The sequence below is a fragment of the Azospirillum melinis genome (assembly GCF_013340935.1).
In the GTDB taxonomy this organism is placed as follows: Bacteria; Pseudomonadota; Alphaproteobacteria; order Azospirillales; family Azospirillaceae; genus Azospirillum; species Azospirillum melinis.
This window is the reverse complement of the sequence record NZ_WHOS01000041.1, coordinates 1-12,739: the sequence shown is the minus strand read 5'-3', so window position 1 is coordinate 12,739 and position 12,739 is coordinate 1. Positions and strand designations below refer to the sequence as shown.

Sequence of the window (12,739 nt, the reverse complement as noted above, 5' to 3'; positions counted from 1 at the left end):
AATGCCATGAAGAAGATCCTCAACAACCCCGCCGATTATGTGGATGAGATGCTGGATGGGCTGGTCGCCGCCCATCCGGAGAGCTACCGCCGCCTCGGCGAGACCGGGCGGGTGATTGCCAGGGCCGGCGGGCCGGTGCAGGGCAAGGTCGGCATCGTTTCGGGCGGCGGCTCCGGCCATCTGCCGACCTTCACCGGCTATGTCGGTCCGGGGCTGCTCGACGCCTGTTCCATCGGCAACGTCTTCGCCGGTCCCAGTGTCGGCGATTGCGTGGACGCCATGCGGGCGGCCGATGGCGGGGCCGGCGTGCTGCGGCTCTACGGCAACTACGGCGGCGACCGCATGAACTTCGACATGGCCGGCGAAATGCTGGAGATGGAGGGGATGGAGACCACCAGCGTTCTGGTCGCCGACGACGTCGCCAGCGCCGGGCCGGAGGAGCGGGCCAAGCGGCGCGGCGTCGCCGGGCTGATCTACGCCTACAAGATCGCCGGCGCGATGGCCGACCGGCCGGGGGCGACGCTGGGCGAGGTCACCGCGGCGGCGCGCAAGGCGGTTTCGGCGACCGCCAGCATCGGTGTCGCGCTGACCCCCTGCATCGTCCCGGAATCCGGCAGGCCGACCTTCTCCATCGCCGACGACGAGATGGAGATGGGCATGGGCATCCATGGCGAACCCGGGATCTGGCGTGGCCCGTTGCGTCGCGCCGACGAGATCGCCGGGGAGATGCTGGACCGGCTGCTGGCCGACACCGGCATCGGCCGCGGCGAGCGGGTCTCGGTGCTGGTCAATTCGCTGGGCGCCACGCCGCATGAGGAGCTGTACATCCTCTATCGCCACCTCTCCCGCCGGCTGGCCGATGCCGGCGTTGCGGTCGCTGTCCCGCTGGTGGGGCGCTATGCCACCTCCATGGAGATGGCCGGGGCCTCGCTGACTCTGCTGCGCCTCGACGAGGAGTTGGAGGCGCTGCTGCGTGCTCCGGCCAGCTGCCCCTTCTGGAGCATGTGAGATGAACACGACCGAAAATGGACTGACGGTGGCGGTTCTGGCGTCGGCGCTCGACCGCTGGGCCGACCGGATGGAGGCGGCGGCCGACGAGCTGAATGCCCTCGACGGCCGTCTGGGCGACGGCGATCTCGGCGCCACGCTCGCAAAATGCGCCCAGAACATCCGTGCCATCCGCCCCGGTCTGGACAACAGCGGCGCCGGGGATGGCGGCACCGGGGACGGCGACCTCGGCCAAGCCTTCAAAGCCTGCGCGATGGCGTGCTCCAAGGCGTCGGGGTCGAGCTTCGGCACCTTGCTGGCCGTTGCCTTCCTCACGGCCGCCAAGGCGACCGCCGGGCGAACCTCCCTGCCATGCTCCGAGCTGCCGCAGCTGCTGGGGGACATCCTCGGCGCGCTTTCGTCCCGCGGCGGGGCGGCACTGGGCGACAAGACCGTGCTCGACCCGCTGGATGCGGTGCGGGAGGCGCTGGCCGCGCTCGACGCCGGTGAACGGAGCGATACCGCCGCCCAGCACGGGGCGGCGACGCGGGCCACCGACCGGACGATCGAGATCTTCCGGAACAAACCGAACCGCATCGGTCGGGCCCGCATGTTCGCCGAGCGGTCGGTCGGGCTCGACGATCCGGGCATGATCGCGTTCCGGCATATGCTCGAAAGTCTCCGTCCGGTCAGGCCCTGATGTCGAGCGGCCTGTCCGCACCGGCCGCCACCGGCGGTATGCCGTCGCGGAACGGCGGCATATCCTCCATATCCTTGACATAGCCGCCCGTGGCGGCGGGGCAGTGGTCCGTGCCCCGCGCGGTGAATGACGCCGACGCTCCGTGCGACAAGCCGACCGAGGCGTCGATCATGCAATCGTCAGGACGATGCCGCCGAGGCCGGCGACCGACCCTTCGATCCGGTCGCCGGCCCTGACCGCGCCAACACCTTCCGGCGTGCCGCTGTAGATCAGGTCGCCCGGCTGCAGGTGATAGAGGGTGGAGAGATGGGCGATCAGTTCCGGAACGGACCAGATCAGCAGGCTGAGGTCGCTTGACTGTCTGGTTTCGCCGTTGACGCGCAGTTCCAGCGTCCCGTCGGCCGGATGGCCGCACTCGGCGACCGGGACGATCTCCGACAGGACGGCGGAGTCCTCGAAATCCTTGCCGATGTCCCAGGGCCGCTGCTTGGCGCGGGCGGCGAGCTGCAGGTCGCGCCGGGTCATGTCGAGGCCGCAGGCATAGCCGTAAACGATGTCCAGGGCGTCTTCCCTGGCGATGCGGAAGGCCGGCTTCCCGATGGCGACCACCAACTCCATCTCGTAATGGTAATTTTCAGTCGCGGGCGGGTAGGCCACGGTCGCCCCGCTCGGGACGTAGGTGCCGGGCGACTTCGTGAAGTAGAAGGGCGCCTCGCGGTCGACCTGCACGCCCATCTCGCGGGCATGGGCCTCGTAGTTGCGGCCGACGCAGAAGATGCGGTTGATCGGGAAACGGGCGTCGGTGCCGCGGACCGGGGCGGCGGGAAGCGGCGCCGGATCGAAGACATAGCTGGTCACGTCGGTGCATCCTTGGATGGAGGAAAAATCAGTCGGCATCTGGCTGGCGGCCCGGCTCGGCGGCCTGGAAGGCGGGCAGGGCGCGGGCGGCGTCGGCGACGCGGCGGAGGGTGGGATAGGCGTCGAGGGGACAGTTCATCCGCTCGGCATTGAAGACCTGCGGGACGAGGCAGATGTCGGCAAGCGTCGGCACATCGCCGAAGCAGAAGGTGCCGGGCCGCGGGCTTGCCGCCAGCATCGCCTCCAGCCCGCGGAAGCCTTCCGCCACCCAATGGGCGTACCAGGCGTTGCGGGCCTGCTCGTCCTGGCCCAGATCGTCGCGAAGGTGGTTCAGGATGCGCAGGTTGTTGACCGGGTGGATGTCGCAGGCCACCGCCAGCGCCACCGACCGCACCCAGGCGCGGTCGAACGGGTCGCGCGGCAGCAGCAGCGGCGTGGGATGCGTTTCGTCGAGATACTCGATGATGGCGAGCGACTGGGTCAGTGTGCGCCCGTCCTCGACCAGCGCCGGAACCAGCCCCATCGGGTTGACGGCGAGATAGCCGGGCGAAGACTGTTCCTTCCGGCGCAGGTGGATGAAGTGCTGTTCCGCGGTCAGCCCCTTGAGATTGAGCGCGATGCGCAGCCGGTAGGCCGCGGACGACCGGAAATAGCCGTAGACCTCCATCGCCATGCTCCTCACTCCTTCACGCGGTTGCCGCGGTCTTCGCGCCACAGGCCGAGCTTCTGCTGGGCGATCCGGTCGGAATAGCTGAAGATCACCGCATCCTCGCCGGCGTGATGGGTCACCCATTTCCAGCTCGGCGCCACGAACACGTCCTTCGGACCCCAGGCGAAGGGCTGGCCGTCGATGGTCGTGGTGCCGCGGCCCTCGACCACCGCGAAGATGGTGGCGTCGGTGCTGCGGTAGGCGCTGGTGGCGAAATCCTTCGGCAGCAGCTGCATGAAGGCCGACATGGTCGGCATCGGCGAGCCGCCGTCCACCGGATTGACGAACCGCATCTTCAACCCATGGCAGGGATCCCAGTCCTGCTGGCGGCGCATCGTCTCCAGCGCCTCGCGGGTGCGGGCGTAGGGATAGTTGAAGATGGGGGAGGAGGGCTGCGTCGCCTCGTAATCCACCGGCAGCATGTTGGCGCCGAATTGCGCCATCGAGTGGCCGACCGGGCGGGTCACCGGCCGCTCGTCCTCCGGCGAGGATTCCGCGAAGGAGGCGTCGTAGAAGGACACGGTCGGGATGTCGAGCCCGTCGAGCCAGATCATCGGCTCGTCGCTGTGGTTGCCGTGATCGTGCCAGGCGCGCGGCGGGGTGATGACGAAGTCGCCGACCTGCATGATGGTGCGCTCGCCGTCCACCGAGGTGTGGGCGCCGGCGCCGTCCAGCACGAAGCGCACCGCCGACTGGCTGTGGCGGTGGGACGGCGCCACCTCGCCCGGAAGCACCAGCTGGAGCCCGGCATAGAGCGAGGTGGTGATGCGGTTCTGGCCGGGCATGCCGGGGTTCTCCAGCATCAGCACGCGGCGCTCCGCCTCCTTGGCGGTGATGAGGGAGCCCGCTTCCAGCAGCAGCTCCTTCATCTCGGCGAAGTCCCACAGATGGGGCACGCAGGCGCTGCGCGGCTCGCGGGTGATGATGGCGCCCATCACCGACCACAGCGGGTTCAGGTTGCGCTTGCTGATCTTGTCGTAATAGGCCTGACGCTCGGGCGTGTCGGCGGGCGGTCCGGAGATCGACATGTGGTTCAATCCTTTCTGTCAGATGGCCGCACCCAGGCCGGTCACGCCGTAGAGCCAGGCGACGCGGTCGTAATGCTGCTCGCGGGTCGAGTTGCCGAGGATGGCGTTGCGCAGCGCCGCCTGGCCGCCCGCCGGGTGGTAGACATACTCGCCCATCAGGCGGGAATTGAGCTGGACCCGGCCGGTGCGGGCGAAGCGGTCGCGGTTGTAGGCGGGGAAGGCGGCGTCCAGGGCGCCGCCCGTCTCCGCCATGTGGTGGGAGAGGTTGACGGCGTCCTCCAGCGCCATGCAGGCGCCCTGCGCCAGATATTGCAGCATCGGATGGGCGGCGTCGCCCAGCAGAACGACGCGGCCGTCCACCCAGTTGGGCGTCGGATCGCGGTCGCACAGCACCCACAGCTTCCAGTTCTCGCCACGCTCGATGATCTGCTTGGGCCGGTCGGCGATGTGGCTGAAGCCTTCGTACACCACCTCCCTGGTCACCGGCACCCCGGCCACCGCCTCGGCGGCATCGTTGTGGCAGGTGACGACGAGGTTGAAGACCTTGCCGCCCTTCAGCGGGTAATGGACGATGTGGCATTTCGGGCCGGCCCACAGCGTCGCCGCGTTCCAGCGCAGATCCTCCGGCATCTGCTCGGTCGGGATGACCGAACGGAAGGTGGTGTGTCCGGACACGCGCGGCTGGGCGTCGCCGACCACCTGCGCCCGCACCTTGGAGCGCAGCCCGTCGGCGCCGATCAGCGCCGATCCGGTCAGCCGCCCACCGTTGCCGAGCGTTACGGTGACCGATGCGCCGTCCTGCTCGTAGCGCTCCACCGACGAGCTGGTGCGCAGCTCGATCAGGTCGCTGGTCCGGCAGGCGTCGAGCAGCACCATGTGCAGGTCGGCGCGGTGGACGACGGCGTAGGGATTCTTGAAGCGCCGGCGGAACGGCTCGTCGAGCGGGATGGCGGCGACGCGCTCGTCGCGGACGGCGTCCATCAGCACCAGATGGTCGATGTAGACGGCCTTGGCCCGGGCGGCGTCGCCGACGCCGAGCCAGTCGAAGGCGTGGAAGGCGTTGGGGCCGATCTGGATGCCGGCGCCGATCTCCCCCAGTTCGGGGGCCTGTTCGAGCACGATCGAGCGGAAGCCCTTGCGGGCCAGCCCCAGCGCGGCGGCCAAACCGCCGATGCCGCCTCCGGCGATCAGGATGGGACGGTCAGGCATGTGTTTGTTCCTCTGCGTGATCTCTTCTGGTCTGTCACAGCGTGGCGAGCAGCCCGCCGTCCACGGGGATGACCTGTCCGTTGATGAAGCCGCTGGCCGGGCCGGCGAGGAAGACCGCCACCCCGGCGATGTCGTCGGGCGTTCCCCAGCGCCGCGCCGGCACGTCACTTTCGATGTAGCTCTGGAAGGCCGCGTTCTCCTGCATCGCCGTGGTGAAGCCGGTGGCGACGAAGCCGGGGGCGATGGCGTTGCAGGCGATGCCGAGCGGCCCGTATTCCACCGCCAGCGCCCGCGTCATGGCGGCCAGCCCGCCCTTGGCGGTGGCGTAGGCGCTGATGGTGCCGCGCGAGCCGAAGGCCGCGACCGACGACATCAGCACGATGCGCCCGCCGCGCCGCTCCACCATCGACGGCAGCACCGCTTGGCAGAGGTTGAAGGCGCCGTCGACGTGGGTCTGCCACAGCGACGCCCATTCCTCCGGCCGGTAGTCCAGGAACGGCTTGCGGTTCTGGTTGCCGGCGTTGCTGAACAGGCTGTCGATGCGGCCCCAGCGTCCGAGCACCGCGGCGACGCCGGCCCGCGCCGCCGCGGGGTCGGTGACGCTGAAGGGCACGGCCATCGCCTCCAGCCCGTCGGCGCGCAGGCTCGCGGCGGCCTGCTCCGCGCGGTCGGCGTCAAGGTCGTTGACGGCGACGCGGGCGCCGGCCTCGGCTGCGGCACGGGCGGCGGCGAAACCGATGCCGCCGGCCCCGCCGGTGACGAGGAAGACGGAGCCGCCGAGCCCGAAGCGGTTTTCCAGAAAGGCCTGAGCGGACATGCGCCGGCTCCTGTCGGTGGGGGTGAGGGGAAGGTCAGAACTTCTGCAGCTTGCAGGCGCCGGACGGCGGCGGCGTCGCCTGATCGGCCGGGAAGGACATCGTCACCACCGGGCGCAGCTTGCCGCCGGTCTCGGCGACATGGCCGAAATAGTTGGGCAGGACCAGCTGGTTGTCCTCGGGCCGGAAGGCGACCTTGCCGAGGATGGTGTCGAAGCTGCCGCCGCTCATCGCCCGGGCAATGTCGATCGGCTTGACGCTCCTGGCCTTCTCCACCGCCTGGAAGATGACCTGCATGCCGAGATAGGTCTCGCCCTCGAAGTTGGAGGGCTGGTCGCCGTTGAAATGCTTGGCCCAGGCGGCGGCGAAGCTCCTGTTCTCCGGCGTGTCGAGGGTCGAGCTGTAGTTGATGATGCCGGCGATGCCCTTGGAGGTCTCGCCCATCGCCTGCACGGTGTTGTCGGTGACGAAGCTGACCCCGGCGGTGAAGACGCTGTCGAGCAGTCCGAACTGGCGGGCCTGGGTGGCGAAGCTGACGGCGTCGCGCCCGGCCAGCGCCACCCACAGCCCCTCGGCGCCCGACGCCTTGATCTGCTGGATGTAGGCGGCGTAATCGGTGGCGCCGAGCGGCGGGTAGAGTTCGGCGACGACCGACTTGCCGTTGGCGGTGGCGGCCTCCTTGAAACCGGCGCCGGAGCCGCGGCCCCAGGCGCCGTCCATGCCGATGATCGCCCATTTCTGTTCCTTGCGCCCGGCCAGCCAGGGCTTGACCACCGCCGCGTCCTGCGCGTCCTGGTGGTTGACCCGGAAGGCGCGGCGGACGCAGCTGTCGCCGGTGATCTTGTCGCTCTTGGTAACGGTGGCGACGTAGAGCGCGTCCCAGCGGTCGAGCATCGGCGCGATGGCCAGCGCCTCGCCGGACGCGATGACGCCGGTCAGCACCTTGTAGCCTTCCAGCGCCAGCCGTTCGGACTGCTTGCGGGCGAGGTCGGGCTTGGCCTCGGTGTCGAGGAACTTGGCCTCGACCTTGTGGCCGGCGACGCCGCCCTTGGCGTTGGCCTCGGCGATGGCGAACTCGACGGCCCGCTTGGCCTGGTTGCCGAGATCGGCATAGGTGCCGGACATGGCGGTCGGCACGCCGATCTTCAGCATGTCCTGCGCATGTGCGGTGCCGGAAAGGGCGAGCGCCAGCACGCTGGCGGCGCCCAGCGCGCGAAGCTTGAGGCTGTTCGTCCTGGTCATCGTTTCCTCCATGATTTTGTTTTTTCCCTCTCCCGGGGCGGGAGAGGGCTTCTAGACCGCGATGTGCTTCTTCAGGCTTTCCTTGGTCAGGGCGGCCATGGCGCCCTGTTCCGCCACTTCGCCCTTGGACAGCACGTAGTAGCGTTCGGCCACCCGGCGGACGAGGCTGTAGTTCTGCTCGATGATCAGCAGGCTGGTGCCGCCGGCGGCGACCTGCCGCAGGTTCTCGGCCAGCTCGTCGACGATCACCGGAGCCAGCCCCTCGCTGGGCTCATCGAGCACCAGCAGATGCGGGTTTGCCATCAGGGCGCGGCCGATCGCCAGCATCTGCTGCTGCCCTCCCGACAGCGCGGTGCCCGGCGTGTCTGCCCGCTCCTTGAGGATCGGGAACATCGCGAAGACCCGCTCGATGGTCCAGGCCCCTTTGCGGCGGACGGCGGCGCCCAGGATCAGGTTCTCGCGCACCGTCAGGTTCGGGATGATGCAGCGCCCCTGCGGCACCACCGAGATGCCGGCACGCGCCGCGGTGAAGTGGCGGATGTCGCCGACCGCCTTGCCTGCCAGCCGGATTTCGCCCTGCATGCGCCGGGCGATGCCGAGGAAGGCGTTGACGATGGTCGTCTTGCCGACCCCGTTGCGGCCGAGCACGGCCACCCGCTCGCCGGTGTCGATGCGGAAATCCAGGTCGTGCAGGATGCGGGCGCCGCCATAGCCGGCGACGACGTTGCTGAAAGCCAGAAGTTCGCTCATGCCGCACTCCCGAGATAGGCGGTGACGACATCGGCCGAGCGCCGGATCTCGTCGGGCGTGCCCTCGGCCAGGACGCGGCCCAGTTGCAGGACGGTGATGCGGTCGCAGATGGAGAAGACCACCTCCATGTCGTGCTCGACGAGCAGAACCGTGACCTTCCAGCGCTGCGCCAGATCGCGCAGCAGGGTGGCCAGCCCCAGCGATTCCCGCATCGACAGCCCCGCCGCCGGCTCGTCGAGCAGCAGCACGCGGGGCCTCCCGATCAGCGCCAGCGCCAGATCGAGCCGGCGCTGCTCGCCATAGGCGATGTCGCGTGCCCGCGCCGCGCCGAGCTCGCTCAGGCCGAGCTCGTCCATCACCTCCTCGACATTCGGCTTCTCGGCCTTGCGGGCGGCGATGTCGAGCTGCTCGCGCACCGACAGTTCGGGGAAGATGTTGGTCTTCTGGAAGGAGCGGGCCATGCCCTGGCGGCGGCGTTCCTGCGCGCCCAGCGCGCCGATGTCGCGGCCGTCCATCCTCACCTGTCCCGACCAGACGGCGGCCCGGCCCGACAGCACGTCGATCAGCGTCGACTTGCCGGCGCCGTTCGGGCCGATCAGGCCGCGGATCTCGCCATGGGGAACCGCGATGTCCACCTTGTTCACCGCGAGGAAGCCGCCATAGGGCCGGGTCAGTGCCGTCCCCTCGATGGCGTAGGCGCTGCCGGTCATGCTCTGCCTCCAGCCTTGCGCAGGCGCTCGAAGAGTTCGGCCAGGGTGCCGGCGATGCCGGCCGGCATCAGGACCGTCACGACGATTACCGTGGCGCCGATCATCGCCGGCCAGTGCTCGGTCATGTTCCCGGCCAGATCCTTGAGGAAGAAGAAGATCACCGCGCCCAGCGCCGGCCCCCAGAGGAGCCGCGAGCCGCCGATCACCGCCATGATCAGCGCCGAGCCGGACAGGCTCCAGTGCAGCACCTCCGGCGAGACGAAGCCGTTGTAGAGAGCGAAGAGAAGCCCGGCCAACGCCGCCACGAAGGCGGAGATGGCGTAGGTCGCGGCGCGCGGCAGCACCGTGCGATAGCCGATGAAACGGGCGCGCTCCTCGTTCTCGCGGATCGCCTCCGTCAGCCGGCCGAAGGGGCTGCGCACGGTGACGTAGAGGCCGAAGACCACCAGCGCCAGCAGGCTCCAGCACAGGACGAACATGGTTTCGGGTTGCTGGACGGTGGAGATCGGCAGGCCGAACAGGGTGTCGGGCAGCGGGATGGCGAAGCCGTCGTCCCCGTTGGTTACGCCCTGCGCCTTCATCGCGAATTCGTGGAAGGCCTGTCCGATCGCCAGGGTCAGCATTGAGAAGGCGACCCCCGGAACCCGGACGATCACCAGACCGAGCAGGAAGGCCGTCAGCGTCGGCACGGCGAGAGCCAGCACCAGCGCCAGTTCTACCGACAGCACGTCGTGGCGCAGCAGCAGGCCGAGGCAGTAGGCCGATACCCCGTACCAGGCGGCGTGGCCGAAGCTGACAACGCCGTTCTGACGGATCAGGAAGCCGACGCCGACCGCCAGCATCCCGCCGATCACCGCCTGCGTCAGCAGCGTCAGCACCAGGACCGAGGCGACCACGCCCGGAAGGCCGAAACCGACGGCCAGCGCCAGGGCGAGCAGCAGCCAGGACAGATGCGACAGGCGGGGGGAGGCGACGCGGGCGGCGGCGATGTTCATGGTTGCGCGGCTCATACGTGGCTCCCTGCGAAACCGGTCGGCCGCCACACCAGGACCGCGACCATCAGGAGGAAGGGCACCATCGTCGCCGCCCAGGGGACGTAGATGATGCCGAGATTGTGGATCTGGCCGATGGCGAGTGCTGCGATCAGCGCGCCGGAGAAGCTGCCGAGCCCGCCGACCACCACGACGATGAAGGATTCGATCAGGATCGACCCGCCCATCGACGGCGACAGCGCCAGCAGCGGGGCGGCGATGGTGCCCGACAGGCCGGCCAGCGCCGTGCCGACGGCGACGACCAGCGCGCTGACCCGGTCGGTGTTGACGCCCTGCACGGCCGTCGTCACCGGGTCGACGCTGGAGGCGCGGACGAACAGCCCGACCCGGCTGAAGCGCAGCCACAGCGCCAGCCCGATGCCGACCGCCGCCGCGACGGCGATCACCAGCAGCCGGTAGGTCGGGAAGGGCTGGCCCAGGATTTCGACGCTGCCCGCCAGCATCTCCGGCAGCGGCAGGGAATGCGTCTCCTTGCCCCAGACGGTGTTGGCCAGATCCTCCAGGATCAGCAGCAGACCGAAGGTGACCAGAACGGTGGCGATGGGATCCTGGCGGCGCAGCGGCCGGAACACCGACACGTCGAGCAGCGCGCCGGCCACCGCCAGCACCACGGCGGCGCCGACGACACCGGCCCAGAATCCGGCGACCAGGGAGATGCTGAAGCCGACATAGGCGCCGATCATGAACAGGCTGCCATGGGCGAAATTGACCACCCGTCGCAGCCCGAAGATCAGCACCAGCCCGACCGACACGATGAAGAGCAGCCCCCCATAGACGAGGCCGTTGAGAATCTGGATCAGCAATGCGTTCGCCATCTTGGCGGATCCCTTCGATGCCGGTCAGCGCAGATAGGCGCCACCGTTGATGTCGAGCACGACCCCGCTGAGAAAGGAGGCCGCGGGCGAACAGAGGAAGGCGATCGGCCAGGCGATCTCGTCCGCCGAGGCCACGCGCGGCACCAGCTGCGCCCCGACCGCCGGAGAGGGCTGGCCAGCGATCATCGCCGTCGCCGTGGCGCTGGGAGCGACCGCGTTGACACCGACATCGGGCGCCGCGCGGCGGGCCAGCCAACGGGTGAAGGCGTGGACGCCGCCCTTGGAGACGACGTAATGCGCGCCGGTGGTCGACATGGTGCCGCCGGTCCAGCCGGCGACCGAGCCGACCAGTACGATCCGCGCGCCGCCGCGCGTCCGCATGCCCGGCAGGAAGGCGCGGGCGAACTGCATCGGTGCCAGCAGGTTGACGTGGATGATCTCGTGGAAGGAGTCCTCCCACTCCAGCGAGTCCCAGTCGTCGAAGGCGATGGCCCCGGCGTTCAGCACCATCCCGTCGACGCCGCCGACGGTCTCGGCCAGCGCGTCGATGGCGGCACGGTCGCGGACGTCGCAGACATGGGTGGTCACCCTGGGGGCGGTGGCTCCGGCACCGACCGGCGCCAGCTCCTCCGCCAGGGCCGAACAGTCGCGGATGTCGGTCAGCACCAGTTCGGCGCCCAGCTGTGCGCAGGCCCTTGCCGTGGCCGAGCCGATACCGCCGGCCGCCCCAGTGATGAGCACCCGCCTGCCCGTCAACGCGAAGGGGATCGAATCGAATGGAATCGTCATGGCGTCCCTTTCCCTCTGTTTTTTTGCGGAGCTTCGCGCAAGGGGCAGGGCAGGCGTCCGGCCTGCCGGCCTTGCCTGTTGTCCGTGCCTGTCGGCATTGCCCGGCGGGGCTGTCCCGCCCGGTCGGCCCTGGCTGTCCGCTTGTCTCTGAAATTCCGCCTTCGAAAGGCCGCCGGTCATGTCGCAAGCGGGCATTTCGTAAGTATGCTGTCAGAAAGCTATCTGTCAGTATGTGTACTGTCAATCTGCTTTTTGGAAGATCGGCGTCCCGGATTGTCAATGCAGCGGATCGCTGCCGGCCGGCTTACGATCTCTCCATCCCCCCTCACAAGTCAGGAGTCCTCCATGCACCGCGCGTTCAGCCATGACGCCGCGTCGGTCGGCATCGTCGGGGCCGGCACCATCGGATCGAGTTGGGCCGCCCTTTTCCTCGCCACCGGACGGCGCGTGACGGTGGTCGATTCCGATCCGCAGGCGATGGCCCGCCTGCGCCCGTCCATCGAGGCGGTGGCCGGCGATCTGGTGGCGCTCGGCATCGGCGATCCGCGGTCCCACTGGGACCGGCTGACCGCTGCCGGCGGCGACTGGGGGGCACTGGCCGGCGTCGACCTGGTTCAGGAGAACGGGCCGGAGTCGCTGGCCGCCAAGCGCGGCATCTATGCCGCCGTCGAGGCGGTGGTGCCGCCCGGAACACTGATCGCGTCGAGCACCTCCGGCCTGATGCCGAGCGACCTGCAGGACGGGGCCCGCCATCCCGACCGCTTCCTGATCGGCCATCCCTTCAACCCGCCGCACCTGCTGCCGCTGGTCGAACTGGTGCCGGGCCGGCTGACGGCGCCCGAGGCGGTGGCCGCGGCCGAAGCGGTCTACCTCGCGGTCGGCAAGGTGCCGGTGGTGCTGCGCCGGGAAATCGCCGGCCATCTGGCGACCCGGCTGGTGGCGGCGCTGTGGCGCGAGGCGGTCTATCTGGTGGAACAGGGGGTCTGCGATCTCGACGACATCGACCGCGCCATCGCCGCCGGCCCCGGACCGCGCTGGGCGGTGCTGGGGCAGGGGCTGTCCTATCATCTGGGGG

The 12,739-nt window shown here is 69.4% G+C and carries 15 protein-coding genes; 3 read left to right on the top strand and 12 right to left on the bottom strand.

All coding sequences use genetic code 11. The features are described 5' to 3' along the window. Positions 1-6 precede the first annotated feature (6 nt). Both GBZ48_RS24790 and GBZ48_RS24785 read left to right on the top strand, forming a co-directional pair. Positions 7-1,008, top strand: coding sequence for a dihydroxyacetone kinase subunit DhaK (locus tag GBZ48_RS24790; protein WP_174473457.1), 1,002 nt, complete (start codon positions 7-9; stop codon positions 1,006-1,008). 1 nt (position 1,009) lies between these two features. Then, the gene (locus GBZ48_RS24785; protein ID WP_174473456.1) at positions 1,010-1,687 is read left to right on the top strand and encodes a DAK2 domain-containing protein; all 678 of its coding nucleotides are present in this window, start codon (positions 1,010-1,012) and stop codon (positions 1,685-1,687) included. Here the strand turns inward: GBZ48_RS24785 and GBZ48_RS24780 are convergent. Genes GBZ48_RS24780 through GBZ48_RS24725 form a run of 12 tightly spaced genes read right to left on the bottom strand, consistent with a single transcriptional unit; the run spans position 1,677 to position 11,664 of the window. Continuing rightward, a complete protein-coding gene (locus GBZ48_RS24780) occupies positions 1,677-1,859 on the bottom strand; it encodes a hypothetical protein (RefSeq protein WP_174473446.1) in 183 nt (60 codons plus the stop codon). The genes GBZ48_RS24785 and GBZ48_RS24780 overlap by 11 nt on opposite strands. Then, positions 1,856-2,545, bottom strand: coding sequence for a fumarylacetoacetate hydrolase family protein (locus GBZ48_RS24775; protein ID WP_174473455.1), 690 nt, complete (start codon positions 2,543-2,545; stop codon positions 1,856-1,858). The genes GBZ48_RS24780 and GBZ48_RS24775 overlap by 4 nt, the downstream gene beginning before the upstream one ends. 28 nt (positions 2,546-2,573) lie before the next feature. Beyond that, positions 2,574-3,212, bottom strand: coding sequence for a maleylacetoacetate isomerase (gene maiA / locus GBZ48_RS24770; protein ID WP_174473503.1), 639 nt, complete (start codon positions 3,210-3,212; stop codon positions 2,574-2,576). Positions 3,213-3,223: 11 nt separating this feature from the next. Then, positions 3,224-4,282: a gentisate 1,2-dioxygenase gene (gene gtdA, locus GBZ48_RS24765; RefSeq protein ID WP_174473454.1), complete on the bottom strand. Its 1,059-nt coding sequence runs from the start codon at positions 4,280-4,282 to the stop codon at positions 3,224-3,226. Positions 4,283-4,300: 18 nt separating this feature from the next. Continuing rightward, positions 4,301-5,491, bottom strand: a complete 1,191-nt coding sequence (locus GBZ48_RS24760; RefSeq protein ID WP_174473453.1) for a 3-hydroxybenzoate 6-monooxygenase — start codon at positions 5,489-5,491, stop codon at positions 4,301-4,303. 34 nt (positions 5,492-5,525) lie between these two features. Beyond that, the gene (locus tag GBZ48_RS24755) at positions 5,526-6,308 is read right to left on the bottom strand and encodes an SDR family NAD(P)-dependent oxidoreductase (RefSeq protein ID WP_174473452.1); all 783 of its coding nucleotides are present in this window, start codon (positions 6,306-6,308) and stop codon (positions 5,526-5,528) included. Positions 6,309-6,342: 34 nt separating this feature from the next. After that, positions 6,343-7,548, bottom strand: a complete 1,206-nt coding sequence (locus GBZ48_RS24750) for an ABC transporter substrate-binding protein (RefSeq protein WP_174473451.1) — start codon at positions 7,546-7,548, stop codon at positions 6,343-6,345. Positions 7,549-7,599: 51 nt separating this feature from the next. Then, complete coding sequence (locus tag GBZ48_RS24745; RefSeq protein ID WP_174473450.1) at positions 7,600-8,298, bottom strand: ABC transporter ATP-binding protein; 699 nt, start codon at positions 8,296-8,298, stop codon at positions 7,600-7,602. Further along, on the bottom strand, positions 8,295-9,008 hold the full coding sequence (locus GBZ48_RS24740) for an ABC transporter ATP-binding protein (protein ID WP_174473449.1): 714 nt from the start codon (positions 9,006-9,008) through the stop codon (positions 8,295-8,297). The genes GBZ48_RS24745 and GBZ48_RS24740 overlap by 4 nt, the downstream gene beginning before the upstream one ends. After that, on the bottom strand, positions 9,005-10,018 hold the full coding sequence (locus GBZ48_RS24735) for a branched-chain amino acid ABC transporter permease (protein ID WP_209798346.1): 1,014 nt from the start codon (positions 10,016-10,018) through the stop codon (positions 9,005-9,007). Before GBZ48_RS24735 ends, GBZ48_RS24740 begins: the two co-directional genes overlap by 4 nt. Continuing rightward, a complete protein-coding gene (locus tag GBZ48_RS24730) occupies positions 10,015-10,875 on the bottom strand; it encodes a branched-chain amino acid ABC transporter permease (RefSeq protein ID WP_174473448.1) in 861 nt (286 codons plus the stop codon). The genes GBZ48_RS24735 and GBZ48_RS24730 overlap by 4 nt, the downstream gene beginning before the upstream one ends. Positions 10,876-10,899: 24 nt before the next feature. Then, positions 10,900-11,664: an SDR family NAD(P)-dependent oxidoreductase gene (locus GBZ48_RS24725; RefSeq protein ID WP_209798347.1), complete on the bottom strand. Its 765-nt coding sequence runs from the start codon at positions 11,662-11,664 to the stop codon at positions 10,900-10,902. Positions 11,665-12,009: 345 nt separating this feature from the next. On the opposite strand from GBZ48_RS24725, the gene GBZ48_RS24720 reads away from it, so the two are divergent. Next, positions 12,010-12,739: 3-hydroxyacyl-CoA dehydrogenase family protein (locus GBZ48_RS24720; protein ID WP_174473447.1), on the top strand; the 730-nt coding region annotated here is incomplete at its 3' end.

Bases quoted from the DNA above. Each gene is read 5' to 3' on its own strand.
- GBZ48_RS24740 (WP_174473449.1), bottom strand. From the start codon at position 9,008: ATGACCGGCAGCGCCTACGCCATCGAGGGGACGGCACTGACCCGGCCC.
- GBZ48_RS24750 (WP_174473451.1), bottom strand. From the start codon at position 7,548: ATGACCAGGACGAACAGCCTCAAGCTTCGCGCGCTGGGCGCCGCCAGC.
- GBZ48_RS24785 (WP_174473456.1), top strand. From the start codon at position 1,010: ATGAACACGACCGAAAATGGACTGACGGTGGCGGTTCTGGCGTCGGCG.
- maiA (WP_174473503.1), bottom strand. From the start codon at position 3,212: ATGGAGGTCTACGGCTATTTCCGGTCGTCCGCGGCCTACCGGCTGCGC.
- GBZ48_RS24745 (WP_174473450.1), bottom strand. From the start codon at position 8,298: ATGAGCGAACTTCTGGCTTTCAGCAACGTCGTCGCCGGCTATGGCGGC.
- GBZ48_RS24780 (WP_174473446.1), bottom strand. From the start codon at position 1,859: ATGATCGACGCCTCGGTCGGCTTGTCGCACGGAGCGTCGGCGTCATTC.
- GBZ48_RS24755 (WP_174473452.1), bottom strand. From the start codon at position 6,308: ATGTCCGCTCAGGCCTTTCTGGAAAACCGCTTCGGGCTCGGCGGCTCC.
- GBZ48_RS24725 (WP_209798347.1), bottom strand. From the start codon at position 11,664: ATGACGATTCCATTCGATTCGATCCCCTTCGCGTTGACGGGCAGGCGG.
- GBZ48_RS24790 (WP_174473457.1), top strand. From the start codon at position 7: ATGAAGAAGATCCTCAACAACCCCGCCGATTATGTGGATGAGATGCTG.
- GBZ48_RS24730 (WP_174473448.1), bottom strand. From the start codon at position 10,875: ATGGCGAACGCATTGCTGATCCAGATTCTCAACGGCCTCGTCTATGGG.
- GBZ48_RS24760 (WP_174473453.1), bottom strand. From the start codon at position 5,491: ATGCCTGACCGTCCCATCCTGATCGCCGGAGGCGGCATCGGCGGTTTG.
- GBZ48_RS24735 (WP_209798346.1), bottom strand. From the start codon at position 10,018: ATGAGCCGCGCAACCATGAACATCGCCGCCGCCCGCGTCGCCTCCCCC.
- gtdA (WP_174473454.1), bottom strand. From the start codon at position 4,282: ATGTCGATCTCCGGACCGCCCGCCGACACGCCCGAGCGTCAGGCCTAT.